General features: G+C 57.1%; 19 protein-coding genes and 1 pseudogene. 13 read left to right on the top strand and 7 right to left on the bottom strand.

Going from position 1 to position 21,413, the window contains the following annotated elements:
* Positions 1-129 precede the first annotated feature (129 nt).
* The 6 genes and pseudogenes from CDA56_RS11230 to CDA56_RS11205 all read left to right on the top strand — a co-directional run.
* Entirely contained in the window at positions 130-537 is a 408-nt protein-coding gene (locus tag CDA56_RS11230) for a YgiW/YdeI family stress tolerance OB fold protein (protein ID WP_014839568.1), read from the top strand.
* A 77-nt stretch (positions 538-614) separates the two neighbouring features.
* Positions 615-1,484 carry an AraC family transcriptional regulator gene (locus tag CDA56_RS11225; protein WP_009651841.1) on the top strand — a complete coding sequence of 290 codons (870 nt, stop codon included), beginning with the start codon at positions 615-617 and terminating at the stop codon, positions 1,482-1,484.
* A gap of 122 nt (positions 1,485-1,606) precedes the next feature.
* Positions 1,607-3,865, top strand: coding sequence for a DNA topoisomerase IV subunit A (gene parC / locus CDA56_RS11220; RefSeq protein ID WP_025105924.1), 2,259 nt, complete (start codon positions 1,607-1,609; stop codon positions 3,863-3,865).
* A 192-nt stretch (positions 3,866-4,057) separates the two neighbouring features.
* Positions 4,058-4,795 (top strand): 1-acylglycerol-3-phosphate O-acyltransferase, encoded by a 738-nt coding sequence (plsC, locus tag CDA56_RS11215; protein WP_004125254.1) that lies wholly within the window; start codon positions 4,058-4,060, stop codon positions 4,793-4,795.
* A gap of 84 nt (positions 4,796-4,879) precedes the next feature.
* Positions 4,880-6,292 carry a cell division protein FtsP gene (gene ftsP, locus CDA56_RS11210; protein ID WP_004854230.1) on the top strand — a complete coding sequence of 471 codons (1,413 nt, stop codon included), beginning with the start codon at positions 4,880-4,882 and terminating at the stop codon, positions 6,290-6,292.
* A 30-nt stretch (positions 6,293-6,322) separates the two neighbouring features.
* Positions 6,323-8,563 (top strand): annotated as a pseudogene (locus CDA56_RS11205) (YgiQ family radical SAM protein); the annotation flags it as partial.
* A 127-nt stretch (positions 8,564-8,690) separates the two neighbouring features.
* Here the strand turns inward: CDA56_RS11205 and CDA56_RS11200 are convergent.
* The 3 genes from CDA56_RS11200 to yqhD form a co-directional block, all read right to left on the bottom strand.
* Positions 8,691-9,146 carry an HIT family protein gene (locus CDA56_RS11200; protein WP_102803251.1) on the bottom strand — a complete coding sequence of 152 codons (456 nt, stop codon included), beginning with the start codon at positions 9,144-9,146 and terminating at the stop codon, positions 8,691-8,693.
* A 98-nt stretch (positions 9,147-9,244) separates the two neighbouring features.
* A complete protein-coding gene (gene dkgA, locus CDA56_RS11195) occupies positions 9,245-10,072 on the bottom strand; it encodes a 2,5-didehydrogluconate reductase DkgA (protein ID WP_025105927.1) in 828 nt (275 codons plus the stop codon).
* Positions 10,073-10,204: 132 nt separating this feature from the next.
* On the bottom strand, positions 10,205-11,368 hold the full coding sequence (gene yqhD / locus CDA56_RS11190) for an alcohol dehydrogenase (RefSeq protein WP_032692877.1): 1,164 nt from the start codon (positions 11,366-11,368) through the stop codon (positions 10,205-10,207).
* Between the two features lie 196 nt (positions 11,369-11,564).
* On the opposite strand from yqhD, the gene CDA56_RS11185 reads away from it, so the two are divergent.
* Positions 11,565-12,464 (top strand): AraC family transcriptional regulator, encoded by a 900-nt coding sequence (locus CDA56_RS11185; RefSeq protein WP_102803250.1) that lies wholly within the window; start codon positions 11,565-11,567, stop codon positions 12,462-12,464.
* 44 nt (positions 12,465-12,508) lie between these two features.
* Here CDA56_RS11185 and yghB read toward each other — a convergent pair whose 3' ends face one another.
* Positions 12,509-13,168, bottom strand: a complete 660-nt coding sequence (gene yghB / locus CDA56_RS11180; RefSeq protein ID WP_004125241.1) for a DedA family general envelope maintenance protein YghB — start codon at positions 13,166-13,168, stop codon at positions 12,509-12,511.
* Positions 13,169-13,300: 132 nt separating this feature from the next.
* Positions 13,301-14,488, bottom strand: a complete 1,188-nt coding sequence (metC, locus tag CDA56_RS11175) for a cystathionine beta-lyase (protein ID WP_032692874.1) — start codon at positions 14,486-14,488, stop codon at positions 13,301-13,303.
* Positions 14,489-14,739: 251 nt separating this feature from the next.
* Between metC and exbB the strand changes: the two genes are divergently transcribed.
* The 4 genes from exbB to yghX all read left to right on the top strand — a co-directional run bounded on the left by exbB (position 14,740) and on the right by yghX (position 17,549).
* Positions 14,740-15,471 (top strand): tol-pal system-associated acyl-CoA thioesterase, encoded by a 732-nt coding sequence (exbB, locus tag CDA56_RS11170; RefSeq protein WP_032692873.1) that lies wholly within the window; start codon positions 14,740-14,742, stop codon positions 15,469-15,471.
* A 6-nt stretch (positions 15,472-15,477) separates the two neighbouring features.
* A complete protein-coding gene (gene exbD / locus CDA56_RS11165; RefSeq protein ID WP_014226862.1) occupies positions 15,478-15,903 on the top strand; it encodes a TonB system transport protein ExbD in 426 nt (141 codons plus the stop codon).
* Positions 15,904-16,045: 142 nt separating this feature from the next.
* Positions 16,046-16,540: a TIGR00645 family protein gene (locus CDA56_RS11160; protein WP_103813978.1), complete on the top strand. Its 495-nt coding sequence runs from the start codon at positions 16,046-16,048 to the stop codon at positions 16,538-16,540.
* A gap of 121 nt (positions 16,541-16,661) precedes the next feature.
* A complete protein-coding gene (yghX, locus tag CDA56_RS11155; RefSeq protein ID WP_064375102.1) occupies positions 16,662-17,549 on the top strand; it encodes a YghX family hydrolase in 888 nt (295 codons plus the stop codon).
* 35 nt (positions 17,550-17,584) lie between these two features.
* On the opposite strand, the gene yghU is transcribed toward yghX, so the two are convergent.
* Both yghU and CDA56_RS11145 read right to left on the bottom strand, forming a co-directional pair.
* A complete protein-coding gene (gene yghU, locus CDA56_RS11150; RefSeq protein ID WP_014226859.1) occupies positions 17,585-18,451 on the bottom strand; it encodes a glutathione-dependent disulfide-bond oxidoreductase in 867 nt (288 codons plus the stop codon).
* Between the two features lie 72 nt (positions 18,452-18,523).
* Positions 18,524-19,084 carry a DsbA family protein gene (locus CDA56_RS11145; protein ID WP_103813976.1) on the bottom strand — a complete coding sequence of 187 codons (561 nt, stop codon included), beginning with the start codon at positions 19,082-19,084 and terminating at the stop codon, positions 18,524-18,526.
* Between CDA56_RS11145 and CDA56_RS31535 the strand changes: the two genes are divergently transcribed.
* Complete coding sequence (locus CDA56_RS31535) at positions 19,072-19,215, top strand: hypothetical protein (RefSeq protein WP_305955792.1); 144 nt, start codon at positions 19,072-19,074, stop codon at positions 19,213-19,215. The genes CDA56_RS11145 and CDA56_RS31535 overlap by 13 nt on opposite strands.
* 76 nt (positions 19,216-19,291) lie before the next feature.
* Positions 19,292-21,163, top strand: a complete 1,872-nt coding sequence (gene gss, locus CDA56_RS11140; protein ID WP_009654105.1) for a bifunctional glutathionylspermidine amidase/synthase — start codon at positions 19,292-19,294, stop codon at positions 21,161-21,163.
* The last annotated feature ends 250 nt before the right edge of the window (positions 21,164-21,413 follow it).

The raw sequence follows: 21,413 nt of genomic DNA, 5'->3' as shown, positions 1-21,413 counted from the left end.
GATATTCCCGCAGTAAAGCGCGTTGCGGCGCGCGCTGTACAGGAATAAAATTTATTTTTTCCGCTTAAGAAGTCGTTAAGTTTTGCCCGGTGTAATAGTGACGATATAAACACAAAGGGAGAACACATCATGAAGAAAATCGCCGCAATGACCGCTATCATCGCCTTAGTTTCCATGCCGGTACTGGCCGCCGGGCAGGGCGGATTTTCCGGACCCGGCTCGACGCAAACCAGCCAGACGACCACGCAAAACGGCGGGTTCATTGGCCCGAACGGGAGCGTAACGACGGTTGCGAATGCGAAAAGCCTGCGTGACGATACCTGGGTGACCCTGCGCGGTAAAATCGTGGAGCGTATTTCCGACGACCTGTATAAATTCCAGGACAGCTCCGGCACCGTGAACGTCGATATCGATCACAAGCGCTGGAACGGCGTGACCGTGACCCCGCAGGATACGGTAGAGATTCAGGGTGAAGTGGATAAAGACTGGAACTCAGTGGAAATCGACGTAAAGCAGATTCGTAAAATCACGCCATAATTTTCTTATCATCTTAAGCAAGATCGGTCAGGAACCGCACTCCTCGCTCTGTCAGAGTATGTTTCCGGGAGGATGCGATGAACGATACTCAGGTAAGCCCGGCCTTTGCCGGGCGTTTTCAGCAAGTGTGCTTGTACATTGAACGCCATCTGGACACGCCGCTGTCGCTGGAGACGCTTAGTGCGATAGCCCACAGCTCGCCGTATCATTTTCACCGGCAATTCAGCGCCTATAGCGGGGTACCGCTCTATCGCTATATCCAGTGGCTACGTCTGCGTCGCGCCTGTTGGCGACTGGCGTTTAATCCACAGGAAAAGATTATCGATATTGCCCTTGATGCGGGGTTCCAGAATCCTGAGTCGTTCAGCCGTGCCTTCCGCAGCGCTTTCGCGCAAAGCCCCAGCCAGTTCCGTCAACAGCCGGACTGGCTGGAATGGCATCGACGCGTGCCGAAACATACGCTACAGGAGCAACACCCGATGGATGTTAAAATAATCCAGCTACCTACCACTCAGATCGCGAGGCTGCGGCATCGCGGCAACCCTGATTTAGTCAATGAGACCGCCGCGAAGTTTATCGCCTGGCGCAAGGTGAGCGGTCTGTCCCCGGTCGCCAGCTGCGCAACCTGGGGAATCTCCTGGGACGACCCCGCGGCCACGCCGGCTGACGATTTTCGTTTCGATATTGGCGGTACGGTCAGCCAGCCGGTGCCGGAAAACAGCTTCGGCGTGGTGAATGGCGAGATCCCCGGCGGACGTTGCGCAGTGGTGCGTCATCACGGATCTCTGGACACGCTCGCGCAGAGCATCTGGTTTCTTTATCGCGACTGGCTGCCCGCATCGGGAGAGTCGCTGCGCGATTTCCCTGTTTTCTTTCGCTACCTCACTTTCGTGCATGAAGTCGGTGAGCATGAGCTGCAGACGGACGTTTATCTTCCGCTGAAATGAAGGATGTCCACTGAATTCCTCAACCGGCCTAACGCCCTGTGACTCAGGGCGTCAGATAGGGTATTATCGCCGGTAGTTTTGCCGTCCGAACGGCCGGTACGCAGATTGAGGATTCACGATTAATGAGCGATATGGCAGAGCGCCTTGCGCTGCATGAATTTACGGAAAACGCCTACCTGAACTACTCCATGTACGTCATCATGGACAGGGCGCTGCCGTTTATTGGCGATGGCCTGAAGCCGGTCCAGCGTCGCATCGTCTATGCGATGTCTGAGCTGGGTCTCAACGCCAGCGCCAAGTTCAAAAAGTCCGCCCGCACCGTCGGCGACGTGCTGGGTAAATACCATCCGCACGGCGATAGCGCCTGCTATGAAGCCATGGTGCTGATGGCGCAACCCTTCTCTTACCGCTATCCGCTGGTTGATGGTCAAGGGAACTGGGGGGCACCGGACGATCCTAAATCCTTCGCCGCGATGCGTTATACCGAATCCCGTTTGTCGAAGTATGCTGAACTGCTGCTGAGCGAACTGGGGCAGGGCACCGTTGACTGGGTACCGAACTTCGACGGCACTTTGCAGGAGCCGAAGATGCTGCCTGCGCGCTTGCCTAATATTCTGCTCAACGGCACTACCGGCATTGCCGTCGGCATGGCGACGGATATTCCGCCGCACAACCTGCGTGAAGTCGCTCAGGCGGCCATTACCCTGATTGAAAAACCGCAGACCTCGCTGGACGATCTGCTGGATATCGTACAGGGGCCGGATTACCCGACCGAAGCGGAAATCATCACCCCCCGCGCCGAGATCCGCAAAATCTACCAGAACGGCCGCGGTTCGGTGCGGATGCGCGCGGTGTGGACGAAAGAAGACGGCGCGGTGGTGATCAGCGCGCTGCCGCATCAGGTTTCCGGCGCCCGCGTGCTCGAGCAGATCGCCGCCCAGATGCGCAACAAAAAGCTGCCGATGGTGGATGACCTGCGCGACGAATCGGATCACGAAAACCCGACTCGCCTGGTGATCGTCCCGCGCTCTAACCGCGTGGATATGGAGCAGGTGATGAACCACCTGTTCGCGACGACCGATCTGGAAAAGAGCTATCGTATCAACCTGAATATGATCGGGCTCGATAACCGTCCGGCGGTAAAAAATCTGCTGGAAATCCTCTCGGAATGGCTGACTTTCCGCCGCGATACCGTGCGCCGTCGTCTCAGCTACCGTCTGGAAAAAGTCCTTAAGCGCCTGCATATCCTGGAAGGTTTGCTGGTGGCGTTTCTGAATATCGATGAAGTTATCGAAATTATCCGTCACGAAGATGAGCCGAAGCCGGCCCTGATGTCGCGCTTTGGCATCAGCGAAACTCAGGCGGAAGCGATTCTGGAGTTAAAACTGCGCCATCTCGCCCGGCTGGAAGAGATGAAGATTCGCGGTGAGCAGAATGAGCTGGAAAAAGAGCGCGACCATCTGCAGGCCATTCTGGCGTCTGAACGCAAAATGAATAACCTGCTGAAGAAAGAGCTGCAGGCCGACGCCGACGCCTTTGGCGACGATCGCCGTTCGCCGCTGCGCGAGCGTGAAGAAGCGAAAGCGATGAGCGAGCACGATATGCTGCCGTCCGAGCCGGTCACCATCGTTCTGTCGCAGAGCGGCTGGGTGCGCAGCGCCAAAGGCCACGATATCGACGCGCCGGGGCTGAACTATAAAGCGGGCGACAGTTTTAAAGCCGCAGTGAAAGGGAAGAGCAATCAGCCGGTGGTCTTTATTGACACCACCGGGCGTAGCTACGCGATTGACCCAATCACCCTGCCGTCCGCACGCGGACAGGGCGAGCCGCTCACCGGTAAGCTGACGCTGCCGCCGGGGGCGACGGTAGAACATATGCTGATGGAGGCCGATGACCAAAAACTGCTGCTGGCTTCCGACGCAGGCTACGGGTTTATTTGTACTTTCAACGATTTGGTCGCGCGCAATCGTGCCGGTAAGACGTTGATTAGCCTTCCGGATAACGCGCACGTAATGCCGCCGCTGGTGATTGAGGATGAGTCCGATATGCTGCTGGCCATTACCGCAGCCGGCCGCATGCTGATGTTCCCGGTGAGCGACCTGCCGCAGCTGTCGAAAGGCAAAGGCAACAAGATCATCAGTATTCCGTCGGCGGAAGCGGCTGCGGGCCAGGATGGCCTGGCGCACCTGTTCGTTCTGCCGCCGCAAAGTACGCTGACGATTCACGTCGGCAAACGGAAAATCAAACTACGTCCGGAAGAGCTGCAAAAAGTCACCGGCGAGCGCGGCCGCCGCGGCTCTCTGATGCGCGGATTACAGAAAATTGACCGGGTGGAGATTGATTCACCGCGTCGCGCCTCCGCGGGCGATAGCGAAGAGTAGGAGCATCCTCCCCCGCGGTTCGGCGGGGGAGGTTAATATTTACCGCAAAATCGTTGTTTATTCAGGCATTGCGATGAACAATATCCGCCAGCGTCATTCGAGATGCGCAACGCGCTTTGCAATGATGCCCGATGCCTGCAATCTGCGAAACAGCGAGTATAATTCTAAGCGGTTTGGGTTTCAGAGGTAGCTATGCTATTTATTTTTCGACTAATTATCGTTGTCATCTATTGTATTCTGGTCTGCATCTTCGGCTGTATTTATTGTCTGTTCAGCCCGCGTAACCCTAAGCACGTCGCCACCTTCGGCCACCTGTTTGGCAAACTGTCGCCGGTCTTCGGCCTGAAAGTCGAGCTGCGCAAGCCAGCCGACGCGGAAAGCTACGGCAACGCTATCTATATCGCTAACCACCAGAATAACTATGATATGGTGACGGCATCAAATATCGTGCAGCCGCCGACCGTGACCGTGGGTAAAAAGAGCCTGGCGTGGATCCCCTTTTTCGGCCAGCTCTACTGGCTCACGGGGAACCTGCTGATCGATCGCAATAACCGGGCAAAGGCGCATGGCACTATTGCCGAAGTCGTGAACGCATTTAAAAAGCGCAATATCTCTTTTTGGATGTTTCCGGAAGGGACCCGCAGCCGCGGCCGCGGTTTGCTGCCTTTTAAAACCGGCGCTTTTCATGCCGCTGTCGCGGCTGGCGTGCCAATTATTCCGGTGTGCGTGTCTAATACATCGAATAAAATTAATCTCAATCGCCTGAATAACGGTCTGGTGATTGTAGAAATGCTGCCGCCGGTAGATACCAGCCAGTATGGAAAAGAGGGCGTTCGCGCGCTGGCGACGCACTGCCGCGAGCTGATGTCCGCGAAAATCGCTGAGCTGGATAAAGAAGTTGCCGAACGCGAAGCGGCCGCAAAGAAATAACACAGGAAACGCCGCAAACAGCGCGCGGATTGCTGGCGGGAAACGAATTCCCTTATTAATTAGTCAGTATTTCATGGAGTTAATATGTCACTCAGTCGGCGTCAGTTCATTAAGGCTTCAGGCGTAGCGCTGTGCGCGGGCGCCGCGCCGCTGAAGGCACAGGCCGCTGGCCAGCAGCCTGCGCTGCCGATCCCCCCTCTGCTGGAGTCCCGCCGCGGGCAGCCGCTATTCTTGACGCTACAGCGCGCGCACTGGTCGTTTACGCCCGGTACCCGCGCCTCGGTGTGGGGGATTAACGGTCGCTATATGGGGCCAACCATTCGCGTCTGGAACGGCGACGATGTCAAGCTGATCTACAGCAACCGCCTGACGGAAAACGTGGCGATGACCATCCGTGGTCTGCAGGTCCCCGGTCCGCTGATCGGCGGCGCCGCGCGCATGATGTCCGCTAACGCCGACTGGGCGCCGGTACTGCCAATCCGCCAAAGCGCGGCGACCCTGTGGTATCAGGCCAACACCCCAAACCATATGGCAAAACAGGTCTATAACGGCCTGGCCGGCATGTGGCTGGTGGAAGATGATGTCAGTAAGAATCTGCCGATCCCCAATCACTACGGCGTGGATGATTTTCCGGTGATTATTCAGGACAAGCGTCTGGATAACTTCGGTACGCCTGAATACAGCGAGCCCGGTAGCGGTGGTTTCGTGGGCGATACGCTGCTGGTGAACGGCGTACAGGGGCCTTTCGTTGAGGTGTCGCGCGGCTGGGTGCGCCTGCGCCTGCTGAATGCATCCAACTCCCGTCGCTATCAGCTGCAGATGAGCGATGGCCGATTGCTGCACGTGATTTCCGGTGACCAGGGGCTCCTGCCCGCGCCGGTTTCGCTGAAGCAGCTGTCGCTGGCGCCGGGCGAGCGTCGAGAAATTCTGGTCGATATGACCAACGGCGATGAAGTGTCGATCACCTGCGGGGAAGCGGCAAGCATCGTCGATCGTATTCGCGGCTTCTTCGAACCGTCGAGCATTCTGATCTCCACGCTGATTCTGACATTGCGCCCGACGGGCCTGCTGCCGCTGGTGACCGATAGTCTGCCCGTGCGTTTGCTGCCGACGGAAATTCTGGCCGGCGCGGCGATTCGCAGCCGTGAGATCACCCTTGGCGACGATCCGGGGATCAACGGTCAGCTGTGGGATCCGCAGCGTATCGATATTACGGCGCAGCAGGGCACCTGGGAGCGCTGGATTGTGCGCGCCGATCGGCCGCAGTCGTTCCATATTGAAGGCGTCATGTTCCAGGTGCGTAACGTCAACGGCTCCGCGCCGTTCCCGGAAGATCGCGGCTGGAAGGATACCGTCTGGATCGACGGCCAGGTTGAACTGTTGGTCTATTACAATCAGCCCTCCTGGCCGCACTTCCCGTTCCAGTATTTAAGCCAGACGCTGGAGCTTGCCGACCGGGGCTCCATTGGCCAGATTCTGGTGAATCCGGCGCCGTAATTTATTCTGTCCCGGTTCCATGCGGCCGGGATTGGAAAAACCTCCTTCATTTCTTCCATCGTTCCGGCTTATAATCGCCGCCCTTTTTGATTATTTTTTTATCATTTCCCCGGAAGCAATATGAGCGCAATATCCCTGATCCAACCGGATCGTGACCTTTTCTCCTGGCCGCAGTACTGGGCCGCCTGCTTTGGCCCCGCGCCGTTCTTGCCGATGTCGCGAGAAGAGATGGATCAACTTGGCTGGGATAGCTGCGACATCATTCTGGTTACCGGCGATGCCTATGTCGATCACCCGAGCTTCGGCATGGCGATTTGCGGACGCATGCTGGAAGCGCAAGGGTTTCGCGTGGGGATTATTTCCCAGCCGGACTGGAATAATAAAAACGATTTTATGCGCCTGGGTAAACCGAATCTGTTCTTCGGCGTCACCGCCGGCAACATGGATTCGATGATCAACCGCTACACCGCCGACCGCAAGCTGCGTCATGACGATGCCTACACGGCGGGTAACGTTGCCGGTAAACGCCCGGATCGCGCCACGCTGGTCTATACCCAGCGCTGTAAAGAAGCCTGGAAAGATGTCCCGGTGATCCTCGGCGGTATCGAAGCCAGCCTGCGCCGTACCGCGCACTACGACTACTGGTCTGATACCGTGCGTCGCTCGGTTCTGGTGGACTCCAAAGCCGATATGCTGATGTTCGGCAACGGCGAGCGTCCGCTGGTGGAAGTGGCGCACCGTCTGGCCGCCGGCGAGCCCATCGGGCAAATTCGTGACGTACGCAACACCGCCATCATGGTGAAAGAGGCGCTGCCGGGCTGGAGCGGAGTGGATTCCACGCGTCTGGATACGCCGGGGAAAATCGACCCGATTCCGCATCCGTACGGTGAAGATTTGCCGTGCGCGGATAACAAAACCGTCGCGCCGCCAAAACAGGAAGCGAAGCGCGTTACCGTGCAGCCCCCGCGTCCGAAGCCGTGGGAGAAGACCTACGTCCTGCTGCCTTCCTTTGAGAAGGTGAAAGGCGACAAGGTTCTCTACGCGCACGCGTCGCGTATTCTGCACCATGAAACCAACCCCGGCTGCGCCCGCGCGCTGATGCAGAAGCACGGCGAGCGCTATATCTGGGTTAACCCGCCCGCAATCCCGCTCTCCACCGAAGAGATGGATAGCGTGTTTGCCCTGCCGTATAAGCGCGTTCCGCATCCCTCATACGGCGATGCCCGCATTCCGGCCTACGAGATGATCCGCTTCTCGATTAACATTATGCGCGGCTGTTTTGGCGGCTGTTCCTTCTGCTCAATTACCGAGCATGAGGGGCGTATCATTCAGAGCCGTTCCGAAGATTCGATCATCAATGAAATCGAAGCGATTCGCGACACGGTTCCCGGTTTTACCGGCATTATTTCCGATCTTGGCGGCCCAACGGCCAACATGTATATGCTGCGCTGCAAGTCGCCGCGCGCCGAGCAGACCTGCCGCCGCCTGTCATGCGTTTATCCGGATATCTGCCCGCATATGGACACTAACCATGAGCCGACGATTAATCTCTATCGCCGCGCCCGTGACCTGAAAGGCATCAAAAAGATCCTCATCGCTTCCGGCGTACGTTACGACATCGCCGTTGAAGACCCGCGCTATATCAAAGAGCTGGCTACCCACCACGTTGGCGGCTATCTGAAGATTGCCCCGGAGCATACGGAAGAGGGACCGCTGTCGAAAATGATGAAGCCGGGTATGGGCAGCTACGATCGCTTTAAGCAGCTGTTTGATACCTATTCGAAGCAGGCCGGTAAAGAGCAGTATCTGATCCCATACTTTATTTCCGCCCACCCCGGCACGCGGGATGAAGATATGGTGAATCTGGCGCTGTGGCTTAAACAGCATCGTTTCCGCCTGGATCAGGTGCAGAACTTCTATCCGTCGCCGCTGGCGAACTCGACCACCATGTATTACACCGGCAAGAACCCGCTGGGTAAGATTGGCTATAAGAGTGAGGATGTGGTGGTGCCGAAGGGTGACAAACAGCGCCGCCTGCACAAGGCGCTGCTGCGCTATCACGATCCGGCCAACTGGCCGCTGATCCGCCAGGCGCTGGAAACCATGGGTAAAAAGCACCTGATCGGCAGCCGTCGCGATTGCCTGGTACCGGCGCCGACGATCGACGAAATGCGCGAAGCGCGTCGCCAGAACCGCCATACCCGTCCGGCGCTGACCAAGCATACGCCGATTGTGCACCAGCGCTCGAACGGCGGGGCGACGGCGAAGAAGCCCGTAAAACGCGGTAAGGTTGTCGGTCGTTAATTCGGCTGCCTGCCCGCTGGCGCTTCTGTATGACCGGGCCTGATAATTCCGGGCCCGGTCAGCCGCTTGCCAAACGGCAAAGCAAATTCTATGGCTATGCCTCTCTGATTCTGGCCGCCAGCGCCGCCAGCTTTTCATCATCCGCCCGCTCATGATCGTTGGAAGAGAGATAGCCTTCATATTGCGCAAAAAACTTAGTCTGACGCGACTCGATAGGCCGCCACTGGGTCATATCGCCGGTGCCGTGCATCGGGCTGAGTTTGCTGTGGACATGGTCAACGCCATAGCCTTCAAAAAACATCCCCGTACGGCCCACGTCATCAAAGGCTTTATCCAGAAGCTTCGCCACCTTCTGCGTAGCCAGCACCAGATCGGCCAATGCCTGCGGCGGCATATCAAACGCATAGCTGGGGTAGTGCTTCTTCGGGATCACGACCGTAAAACCGTCGGTATTAGGGAAAATAGAGAGAAAGGCGAGGTGGTGTTCATCTTCCCACACCTTATGGCAGGGGGCTTTCCCCTCAACAATTTGGCAGAAAATACAGCTCATCAGCACGCATCCATTTGATTGCAATAAACCCTGAATGTACGTGGTTTTAGCCAGATAGCAAAGCGATGCTCCGCCGGAAGCCGACGGAGCAGGAAAGGTTAACCGCCGAACTGATCCGGGTCGGGTCCCAGGCGTTTGTTCTGGTCCAGTTTAGTGATTTCACTCAATTCATCTTTATCAAGACGGAAGTCCCAGACGTTAAAATTCTCGGCAATGCGCGATGGCGTCACCGATTTCGGGATCACCACCAGGCCGCTGTCGAGATGCCAGCGGATAACGATCTGCGCCGGGGTTTTACCGTATTTATCCGCCAGTTGACGAATAATTTTCTGATCGAATACCCCTTCGCCGCCCTGCGCAAGCGGGCTCCAGGACTCGGTCTGGATCTTATGCGTCGCATTCCAGGCGTGAAGCTGGCGCTGCTGCATCAGCGGGTGAAGTTCAATCTGGTTTATCACCGGAGCGACGCCGGTTTCATCGATGATTTTTTGCAGATGATGAACCTGGAAATTACAGACGCCGATGCTTTTTGCCAGTCCCTGCTGCTGCAGCTCAATTAAGCTTTTCCAGGCGTCGACGTAATGGTTAGTTGCCGGAACCGGCCAGTGAATGAGGTATAAGTCGACGTAGTCGAGCTTCAGTTTTTTAAGGCTTTCCTGCAGCGCTTCTTTGGGCTGTTTTTGATCGTCATTCCACAGTTTCGTGGTGACGAACAGCTCATCGCGGGCGACGCCTGCGCTGCTTAACGCATTGCCGACGCCGGTTTCATTCTGGTACACGGCGGCGGTGTCAAACGAGCGATAACCGACTTCCAGCGCCTTATGAATGGCGGAGACGACTTCCTCGTTGCCTGCTTTCCACACGCCGAGCCCCAGCTGCGGCATCAGGTTGCCGTCGTGTAGTTTTATAACGGTTGGATGTGTCATGCCTTCCTCCTGTTAATGAACTCAGCGGAATAAATTCCGCTGAGGGGTAGCATTAAGTCTGGACGAAATAGCTAAAAACGGTAGTTAAACTCCTCTCCTTTGCGCGAGTTTACGCGTCGGAGAGGGCGTTGATTAGCGCGCAGCCTCGTAAATACGGCGGCTGACGTCCAGCGTAATATCCTGATTTTCACCGAGCTGGGTCATGCCGTGCTCTTCCAGTTTCGCCAGCAGCGCCGGGATGGAGCTGCCATCCAGACCGTAGGCGGAAAGGCGCGTCGGGACGCCCATCTGTTCGAAGAAATCACGCGTTGCGGCGATGGCGGCGTCAATGCGCTCTTCCTCGGAACCTTCGGTGATGTTCCAGACGCGGGCGCCGTACTGCAGCAGCTTGGCGCGTTTAGCATCGCGTTTTTCATTCCACAGGGCCGGCAGAACGATAGCCAGCGTCTGGGCGTGATCGAGACCGTGCATGGCGGTCAGCTCGTGGCCGAGCATATGGGTCGCCCAGTCCTGCGGCACGCCTGCGCCAATCAGGCCGTTCAGCGCCTGGGTGGCCGCCCACATAATATTGGCGCGAACGTCGTAGTTTTCCGGCTCTTTCAGCGCTTTCGGGCCGTCTTCCACCAGGGTCAGCAGAATACCTTCGGCAAAGCGGTCCTGGATTTTGCCGTCGACCGGATAGGTAACGTACTGCTCAACGGTATGGACAAATGCGTCAACGACGCCGTTAGCCACCTGGCGCGGCGGCAGGGTGTAGGTGTAAACCGGATCCAGAATAGCGAACACCGGCTGGACGTGGGTGGACATAAACGCGCGTTTGTCGCCGGTGGTTTTACGCGAGATCACCGCGCCTTTATTGGATTCGGAACCGGTCGCCGGCAGCGTCAGCACGGAGCCCATCGGGATAGCGCTGGCCACTTTGCTGCCGTAGGTTTCGAGGATTTCCCACGGATCGCTATCGGCCGCATAGTGGGCCGCCGCGGCGATGAATTTGGTGCCGTCGAGAACGGAGCCGCCGCCCACCGCCAACAGGAAAGTGATCTTTTCATCACGCGCGATTTTCACCGCGTTCATCAGCGTTTCGTAGGACGGGTTTGGCTCGATGCCGCCAAATTCCCGAACGTCAATGCCGTTCAGCGCGCTCAGAACCTGATCAAGCACGCCGGTTTTCTTCACGCTACCGCCGCCGTAGGTGACAAGCACGCGTGCATCCGCCGGGATTTGATCGCGCAGATTTTCAATCGCGCCTTTACCGAACAGAATGCGGGTTGGGGTATGTAGGTCGAAATTATTCATGGCTGGTGCCCTCAAATAGATAAAACCGCCAACAGAGACAATACCTCTGCCAGATGACGGACATTGTGTTCCCGCGGGCCGTTCCCCTCAATGCACATTCCTGCCGTTGTCTTGCCCATTTCTCCTTGGGGCTGGAGAAATTCGCCGGAAGTGCGCACAATGCGAAGGTATAAAAACGTTCGGAGAAGCACGATAAATGAACCGCGCTGAGATATGCCAGCTATTAACGCATAAGGTTAATCAGCTGAAAGATAAAGAAGAAATTCTTAGTGCTCTGCTGCCGGATATTCGCCTGCTGTACGGTACCCAGCCGGGGACGCGCACGCCGGTTATGTATCAGCCGGGGATCGTTTTTCTCTTTTCCGGGCATAAAATTGGCTACATTAACGAGCGTACCTTTCGCTATGACACCAATGAGTATCTGCTGCTGACGGTACCGCTGCCGTTTGAATGCGAAACCTTCGCCACTCCGGAAGTCCCGCTGGCGGGGATTCGGCTGAACGTCGATATTCTTCAGCTGCAAGAACTGCTGATGGATATCGGGGAAGATGAGCAGTTTCAGCCGTCCATGGCGTCGAGCGGGATCAACTCTGCGGTACTGTCCGAAGAGATATTGTGCGCGGCGGAGCGCCTGCTGGATGTCATGGAGCGCCCGCTGGACGCGCGCATTCTTGGCAAACAGATTATCCGCGAAATTCTCTATCACGTGCTGACCGGGCCGTGCGGGGGGGCGCTGCTGGCGCTGGTCAGTCGTCAGACCCACTTCAGCCTGATTAGCCGCGTATTGAAGCGTATTGAAAGCCAGTACACAGAGAACCTCAGCGTCGATCAGCTGGCGGCGGAAGCGAATATGAGCGTCTCGGCGTTCCACCATAACTTTAAATCGGTCACCAGCACCTCCCCGCTGCAATACCTGAAAACCTATCGCCTGCATAAAGCGCGCATGCTGATGATCCACGATGGTATGAAGGCCAGCGCGGCGGCGATGCGGGTGGGGTATGAAAGCGCGTCGCAGTTCAGCCGCGAGTTTAAGCGTTATTTCGGCATGACGCCGGGGGAGGATGCGGCGCGTATCAGAACGATTCAGGGGATGTGACGAACGATGTAAGGGCGGCGAATTCGCGCCGCCCCGGTAAACGATCAGGCGTTACAGTATTTCTTTTTAATCACCACGATAACCGTACCGAGCAGCCCGGCGATCAGCAGCGCGATAGGCAGAATCATCAGGCAGGTCATAACCTGATCTTCATGGCGCTTAACGAAGGGAATCATGCTCAGCGCATAGCCCAGACCGGTGACTACGCCAACCCACAGCAGCGCGCTCAGCCAGTTGAAGAACTGGAAGCGGCGGTTTGGCAGCCCGGAAATGCCCGCCATGGTAGGCAGAAGGGTGCGAACAAACGCCAGGAAACGCCCGGCCAGCAGCGCCAGCAGGCCGTGTTTGTCAAACATGCAGGTTGCCCGCTGATGGTACTTATGCGGCAGATGCCCAAGCCAGCGCTTAACCGTAACGGTGTTACCCAGCCAGCGCCCCTGGATATAGCTCAGCCAGCAGCCGAGGCTGGCCGCGGCGGTTAAAATGGCGACCGTAGGTACAAAGTCCATTACGCCTTTGGCGATGAGCGCCCCGGCGAGCAGCAGCAGGCTATCGCCCGGTAAAAATGAGGCGGGCAGCAGACCGTTTTCCAGAAACAGGGTTGCGAACATGACCAGATATACAACGCCCACAACGTGGGGGTTTGCCAACGCGGCAAAATCATGCTGCCACAGCGCGGCGACAATTTCTTGAATGACAACCATGGACTTTCCTAAGTGGTACCGTGTTTTTTGTCTAGTGTACTCCTGAAGAGGCTCGGGCACCTTGATCCCGGGCGCAACTAAAGCGGCCGTTTTTCTAAAAAACGTCCGCTATTGTTGCCACTGACTGTCACTTTACACGATACGCGCGAAGCCCGCCGCTAAATCATCCAGCAGATCGGTAACATTTTCTAACCCGACATGAAGGCGGATCAGCGTGCCGCTGAAATCAACTTCAGCATCAGGACGGATTGCGGCAATGTGTTCCGGCTGGTTGGCTAAAATCAGCGATTCAAAGCCGCCCCAGGAGTAGGCCATGCTGAACAAGCTGAAGTGGTCCAGATAAGCGGAGAGTTCGGCGTCGGTCAGGCGTTTATTGAGCACGAAAGAGAACAGACCGCTGCTGCCGGTGAAGTCGCGCTTCCAGTACTCATGGCCTTTGCTGCCGGGCAGGGCGGGATGATTCACGCGCGCCACCTGCGGATGCTGCGCCAGCCATTCGGCAATCTGCAGGCTGCTTTCATGGTGCTGACGCAGGCGGACGGCCAGGGTGCGCAGGCCGCGGCTGGTCATATAGGCGGTATCGGCATCCACCATTTGCCCCATCAGATAGGCGTTTTCGCGCAGCTGCGCCCAGCAGCGCTCATTGGACACGGCGGTACCCACCATCGCGTCGGAATGGCCGATCAGATATTTGGTGCCGGCCTGAATGGAGATATCGATACCAAACTCCAGCGCTTTAAACAGCACGCCCGCCGCCCATGTGTTGTCGATCATAATGATGGCTTCGGGAGCGACGCGACGTACCGCCGCGACGATCGCCGGAACATCATGGACTTCCATGGTGATGGAGCCGGGGGATTCGAGGAACACCACGCGGGTGTTCGGCTGCACCAGACGAGCGATATCGCCGCCGATGAGCGGGTCGAACCAGCCGGTGGTGACGCCGAGTTTGGCGAGAATTTTCGTACAGAAATCCTGGGTAGGCTCATAGGCGGTGTTGGTCACCAGAATATGGTCGCCCTGCTCGACGAACGCCAGAATGGTATTCGCGACCGCCGCCGCGCCGCAGGGGAAGAGGGCGCAGCCGGCGCCGCCTTCCAGCTCGCACATCGCTTCCTGCAGGGAGAAATGGGTCAGCGTCCCGCGACGCCCGTAGAACAGCTCGCCTTTGGCGCGGTTGCGCGTCGCGTGCTTTTTCGCTTCGACGGTGTCGAAAACCAGCGATGAGGCGCGCTGAATGACGCTGTTTACCGAGCCCAGGGTGTATTTTTTGCTGCGCCCGGCGTGAACCAGCGCAGTATCAAGATGTTTATCAGCCATGTTCAGATAACCTGTTTTTATACGTCTGGACGTCTAAACTAACATGAATGCCCGTTGATGTACCGGGTCGCGGCGGATACAGGTAAAAATTTTATCAACGGCGGGGTCAGCAACTTTTTTACTGCGTAAGCGCAAGGAAAATAAACGTGATTTGCTGCACAGTGTAAATACTAATGAGAACCACTATCAATTCGATGTCGTTTTGATATTATTGTGCGCAGATTTTGTGATTTACGTCCTGGAGATACAGTGTGGGTAATAATTTGATGCAGGCGGATCTCTCCGTTTGGGGTATGTATCATCATGCCGATATTGTCGTTAAGGTAGTGATGATCGGCCTGATTCTGGCGTCGGTAGTCACATGGGCTATCTTTTTCGGCAAAGGCGCAGAGATCCTGGCCAGCAAGCGCCGCCTCAAGCGCGAACAGCAGCTGGTTGCTGAAGCACGCTCTCTCGACCAGGCCAGCGACATCGCTAACGGTTTCGATGCGAAAAGCCTGACCTCGCGCTTGATCAACGAGGCGCAGAACGAGCTGGAGCTTTCCGCGGGTTCTGAAGATAACGAAGGCATTAAAGAACGTACCGGTTTCCGACTGGAGCGTCGCGTGGCGGCGGTGGGTCGTTACATGGGACGCGGCAACGGTTATCTGGCGACCATCGGCGCGATTTCCCCGTTCGTCGGCCTGTTTGGTACCGTCTGGGGCATCATGAACAGCTTTATCGGGATTGCCCAGACCCAGACCACTAACCTGGCGGTGGTTGCTCCGGGTATCGCGGAAGCGCTGCTGGCCACGGCAATTGGCCTGTTCGCTGCGATTCCGGCGGTGGTCATCTACAACATTTTTGCCCGCATGATCGCCAGCTACAAAGCGTCCCTTGGCGATGTCGCCGCCCAGGTTCTGCTGCTGCAAAGCCGCGACCTGGACCTGAGCGCCAGCGGCGTTAAGCCGGTACGTACCGCCCAGAAACTACGCGTAGGTTAATGCTTTATGGCGATGCATTTTAACGAAAACCTCGATGATAACGGCGAAATGCACGACATCAACGTGACGCCGTTTATCGACGTCATGCTGGTGCTGTTAATCATCTTTATGGTGGCGGCGCCGCTGGCTACCGTCGACGTGAAGGTGAATCTGCCTGCTTCCTCCAGCCAGCCGCAGCCGCGTCCGGAAAAGCCGATCTATCTGTCGGTGAAGGCGGATAAAACCATGTTCCTCGGCAATGACCCCATTACCGACGAGAGCATGATCGCCTCGCTGGATGCGCTGACCGAAGGCAAGAAAGACACCACCGTCTTCTTCCGCGCGGATAAAACCGTGGACTACGAGACGATGATGAAGGTTATGGATACCCTGCACCAGGCGGGCTATCTGAAGATTGGCCTGGTGGGCGAAGAAACCGTCAAAGCGAAGTAACCTCTCTCCACCCATCTTCTCAGGCTGGCCTTGCGCCAGCCTTTTTTATCTCCTCGAATCGCTCTCTTGTTGGACGCCTGTTGCTATAACGTTGCCCTGTTGCGGTATAATGGCGGCCGTTTATGTTAACTGACAGGATCTTATGGAACGCTTTCTGGAAAATGCTATGTACGCCTCGCGCTGGCTGCTGGCGCCGGTTTATTTTGGCCTTTCGCTCGGTTTGATTGCGCTGACGATCAAATTTTTTCAGGAGATCTTCCGCATACTGCCGCATATTTTCAGCGTCAGTGAGTCGGATATGATTCTGACCCTGCTGTCGCTGGTGGATATGACCCTGGTGGGCGGTCTGCTGGTGATGGTGATGTTCTCCGGCTATGAAAATTTTGTTTCCCAGCTGGATATCAACGAGGGCAAGGAGAAGCTCAGCTGGCTGGGCAAAATGGACGCCACTTCGCTGAAAAATAAGGTTGCCGCCTCCATCGTGGCGATCTCTTCCATTCATCTGCTGCGGGTGTTTATGGATGCGAAAAACGTCCCGGACAATAAGCTGATGTGGTACGTCATCATCCACCTGACCTTTGTGCTGTCGGCCTTTGTGATGGGCTACCTCGATCGTCTGACCAAAGTGAAACACTGATCCCTCCTCTCCCGGCGGTGTTGGCCGCTGGGCTTTTTACTCCCCGTTTCTGCTTTTCTCCGCTGGCGTATGTCCGGGCTTCTGCTTTGCTTAAAGGGCGCTTAATAACGGAGGCAGGGTGATGACGCGACTAACGGCCAAAGATTTTCCGCAGCAGCTGCTCGAATACTATGACTACTACGCCCACGGCAAAATCAGCAAACGCGAGTTTCTCCAGCTGGCGGGGAAGTATACCGTCGGCGGGATGACCGCGCTGGCGCTGTTTAACCTGCTGAAGCCCGACTATGCTCTGGCGGAGCAGGTGGCGTTTACCGACCCGGATATCCGTCCGGAGTATATTCATTACCCTTCTCCTGACGGCCACGGCGAAGTGCGGGCTTATCAGGTGACGCCGGTGAAAATAGCCGACAAAGCGCCCGCCGTGGTGGTGGTTCATGAGAATCGCGGCCTGAATCCCTATATTGAAGACGTTGCCCGGCGGGTGGCGAAAGCGGGCTATATCGCGCTGGCGCCGGATGGCCTGAGTTCCGTCGGCGGCTATCCCGGTAATGATGATGAAGGCCGCGCGCTACAGCAGAAAGTCGATCCCGTGAAGCTGATGAATGATTTCTTTGCGGCGGTCGCGTTTATGGCGAAGCATCCGCAGGCGACGGGGAAGGTCGGTATCACCGGGTTCTGCTACGGCGGCGGCGTCAGCAACGCGGCGGCGGTGGCGATCCCTGAGCTGGCCTGCGCGGTGCCGTTTTACGGCCGCCAGCCGCCGCTAAATGAGGTCGATAAAATTAAAGCGCCGCTGCTGCTGCATTATGCCGGACTCGATAGCGGCATTAATGAAGGCTGGCCCGCCTATGAAAAAGCGCTGAAGGCACACAATAAAGTCTACGAGGCCTATATTTATCAGGGTGTTAACCACGGCTTTCATAATGACTCCACGCCGCGCTATGACCGGGCCGCGGCTGACCTGGCCTGGCAACGCACGCTGGCGTGGTTTGAGAAGTATTTGCGCTAAAAACCGGAGGCGGAAGCCTCCGGCGGGCATGGGCGCTACGCCTGGCGTTTATCTTCGGTTTGCGTGTCGAAGTCGCTGGCGTCATGGCGCTCGTGAAGCTGCTCGTTGAGCGGGCCTGAGGTGCGGTTAACCATCCGCCCGCGCTGAACGGCGGGGCGCTTACCCACATCCTGCGCCCAGCGCAGCACGTTTTTATAGCTACCGGCATCCAGGAACTCGGCGGCGTTGTAAACATTCCCCAGCACCACGTTGCCGTACCACGGCCAGATGGCCATGTCGGCGATGGTGTACTCCTCTCCTGCCACAAAACGGCCGCGGGCAAGCTGCTTGTCCAGCACGTCAAGCTGGCGCTTGGCTTCCATCGTAAAGCGGTCGATCGCGTATTCGATTTTCACCGGCGCATAGCTGAAGAAGTGGCCAAAGCCGCCGCCGAGGAACGGGGCCGAGCCCTGCAGCCAGAACAGCCAGTTGAGGGTTTCGGCGCGGCCTGCCGGATCTTTGGGCAGGAAGAAGCCGAACTTTTCCGCCAGATAGAGCAGGATGCTGCCGGATTCAAAAACGCGGGTCGGCGGAGTGGTGGAGTGGTCGCGGAGCGCGGGGATTTTTGAGTTCGGATTAACCTCGACAAAGCCGCTGGAGAACTGATCGCCTTCGCCGATGCGAATCAGCCAGGCGTCGTACTCCGCGCCGCTGACGCCTAACGCCAGCAGCTCTTCCAGCATAATGGTCACTTTCTGGCCGTTGGGCGTCCCCAGCGAATAGAGCTGAAGCGGATGCGCGCCCACCGGCAGCTCCCGATCGTGCGTTGCGCCGGAGACGGGACGGTTGATATTGGCGAATGCGCCGCCGTTGTTTTGCTTCCATTCCCACACTTTAGGTGGCTGGTAGTTATTCTCTGACATGCTGATCTGCCTTTTTAGTGAGGTGTTGATGTCGTGTCGCTGGCGTTACCGCGCCGGCGCGGGAGAGTCGTACTAAGCCAGAATCCGCGCGGCCCATACGCTGACGTCGTCGCCGCTGCCGAGATCCGCCTGCACCAGGCCGTTAACCACAAAGGTCGGCGACACGTGGATGCCGTTCTGGCGCGCGTACTTGCTATGCCATTTGATCTCGTTTTGCAGCTCCGGGCGGGCAAACGCCGCGGCCAGCGAGACGTGGCTATAGCGTTCGATACGCTCGATAATCTGCTGCGGCGTGGCGTTCATGTTCGGCCCGCTGCAGTGGTCGGTAAACTCAAACTCTTCACGGTGGTCGGCGACGGCTTTAAGCACCTTATGCGCCTGCTCGCGGCCGTGCGGCAGGGTTGAGGCTGCGAGAATGCAGCGGACGATGACGCCGGAAAACAGATGCCACGGTTGAGACTGCAGACGAATTTTGATCGTCACGTTATCCGCGCCAACTTCATCCAGCAGGTCATCAAGCTTATTAAATGCCCGCACGGAGAAAGGACAGGTGGGTTCGAGGAACACCTCAAAGGTGCGGGGGCCATGCCCCCAGACCAGCGGTTGGGCGGTCAGATGCGATGGTGTGCTCATTGTCGACTCCTGATTGTTTTTTTATCTCAAATAACGATATCACTTTTGCCCGGGGGCGCAGGCTTATTTTCCTTAAGGGCACGATTAGCGAATCGAATGAGTGGTATCATCATTCCACCTCTGTCTGGTAAGTGCCTGCGGCAGGATAAGAAGAGGGAGTTTTGTTTCGCCAACTGCCCGGGCTGCATTAATTTGAGGTCAGGCTAAATGAGCAAAGGTTCCACAAGCAGTGACGCCCCGTTTGGTACACTATTAGGCTACGCACCGGGCGGCGTGGCGATTTATTCTTCTAATTACAGTAGCTTAAATCCGCAAGATTATCCGGATGACGCCACGTTCCGCAGCTATATCGGTAATGAGTATATGGGGCACAAATGGCAGTGCGTGGAGTTCGCGCGCCGCTTTCTGTTCCTCACCTACGGTTTTGTTTTCACCGATGTCGGCATGGCCTACGAAATCTTCTCCCTGCGTTTTCTCCGCGAGGTGGTCAACGACAATATTCTGCCGCTGCAGGCGTTCGCCAACGGCTCCCGCCGTCCGCCTCTCGCCGGCTCACTGCTGATCTGGCAGAAAGGCGGCGAGTTTAAGCACACGGGCCACGTGGCGGTGATTACGCAACTGATAGGGAATAAGGTCAGGATCGCCGAACAGAACGTCATTCACTCGCCGCTGCCGCAGGGCCAGCAGTGGACCCGCGAGCTGACGCTGGAAGTGAAAAACGGCCTCTACACGATTAAAGACACCTTTGCCGATACCGAAATCCTCGGCTGGATGATCCAAACCGCCGATACCGAGCACAGCCTGCCGCAGCCGGTGCTGCCGGGTGAGGCGATGGCCATCAAAGGCGCGCGTCTGCCGAATAAAGGCCAATACCGCGGCAACTGGCTCAACGAGAAAGATTCGCTGCAAAAAGCCTACGTGGAAGCCAACGGCCACGTCATCAATAAAGACCCTTACCAGTATTTCACCATCACCGAAAGCGCCGAGCAGGAGCTTATCAAAGCCACCAATGAGCTGCATCTGATGTACCTGCACGCCACCGACAAGGTGATGAAGGATGACAGCCTGCTGGCGCTGTTCGATATTCCGAAAATTCTCTGGCCGCGTCTGCGCCTCTCGTGGCAGCGCCGTCGCCATCATATGATTACCGGCCGCATGGATTTTTGTATGGATGAGCGCGGGCTCAAGGTGTATGAGTACAACGCCGATTCCGCGTCCTGCCATACCGAAGGCGGGCTGATCCTCGAGCAGTGGCTGAAGCAGGGCTACTACGGCACCGGTCACAACCCGGCGGAAAATCTGCTGGATGAGCTGGCCGGAGCGTGGAAGCACAGCCGGGCGCGCCCATTCGTGCACATCATGCAGGATAAGGATCTGGAGGAGAACTACCACGCGCAGTTTATCCAGCGCTCGCTGACCCAGGCCGGCTTCGAGAGCAAAATTCTGTTTGGCCTGGATGAGCTGCGCTGGGATGCCGCCGGGCAGCTGATTGATGCCGACGGTCGTCTGGTCAACTGCGTCTGGAAAACCTGGGCATGGGAGACCGCCATTGAGCAGGTGCGGGAAGTCAGCGCCGATGAGTACGCGGCGGTGCCGATACGTACCGGACACCCGAATAATGAAGTGCGCCTGATAGACGTTCTGCTGCGCCCGGAAGTATTAGTCTTCGAGCCGCTGTGGACGGTCATCCCCGGCAACAAGGCGATTTTGCCGGTGCTGTGGTCGCTGTTCCCCAATCATCGCTATCTTCTGGATACGGATTTTGTGGTCAACGAGCAGCTGGCGGAAAGCGGCTATGCGGTTAAGCCTATTTCGGGCCGCTGCGGCAACAATATCGACCTGATTGGCCCGCAGGACGAAGTGCTGGATAAAACCAGCGGCCAGTTTTTCGACCGCAAAAATATCTACCAGCAGCTATGGTGCCTGCCAAAAGTGGATGGCAAATACATCCAGGTTTGCACCTTCACCGTCGGCGGTAACTACGGCGGGACCTGCCTGCGCGGAGATGATTCTCTGGTAGTTAAAAAAGAGAGCGATATTGAGCCGTTAATCGTGCTAAAAGACACAGATAGCCGTTAAGTTTGGCCCCGGATTGCGGCGGTGAGCGCCTTATCCGGGCTGCGGTTCTCGTTACCTGCGGCATTTGTAGCCCGGGCAAGGCGCATCGCGCCGCCCCCGGGGGAAGGCCGCAGGATGCTGAAGAATAACCCGGAGGCGATGCTGCGCATCTGTCCGGGCTACCGAACATACGAACCCGTAGCCCCAGTGAGCATAGTGCGACCGGGGGAATGAACGGTAAAAATAGATAAAACATCACAACAACAAGACA

The sequence above is a fragment of the Klebsiella michiganensis genome (assembly GCF_002925905.1).
In the GTDB taxonomy this organism is placed as follows: Bacteria; Pseudomonadota; Gammaproteobacteria; order Enterobacterales; family Enterobacteriaceae; genus Klebsiella; species Klebsiella michiganensis.
Note: the sequence above shows the minus strand (reverse complement) of the source record. Positions and strands in the feature narration are given on the sequence as shown.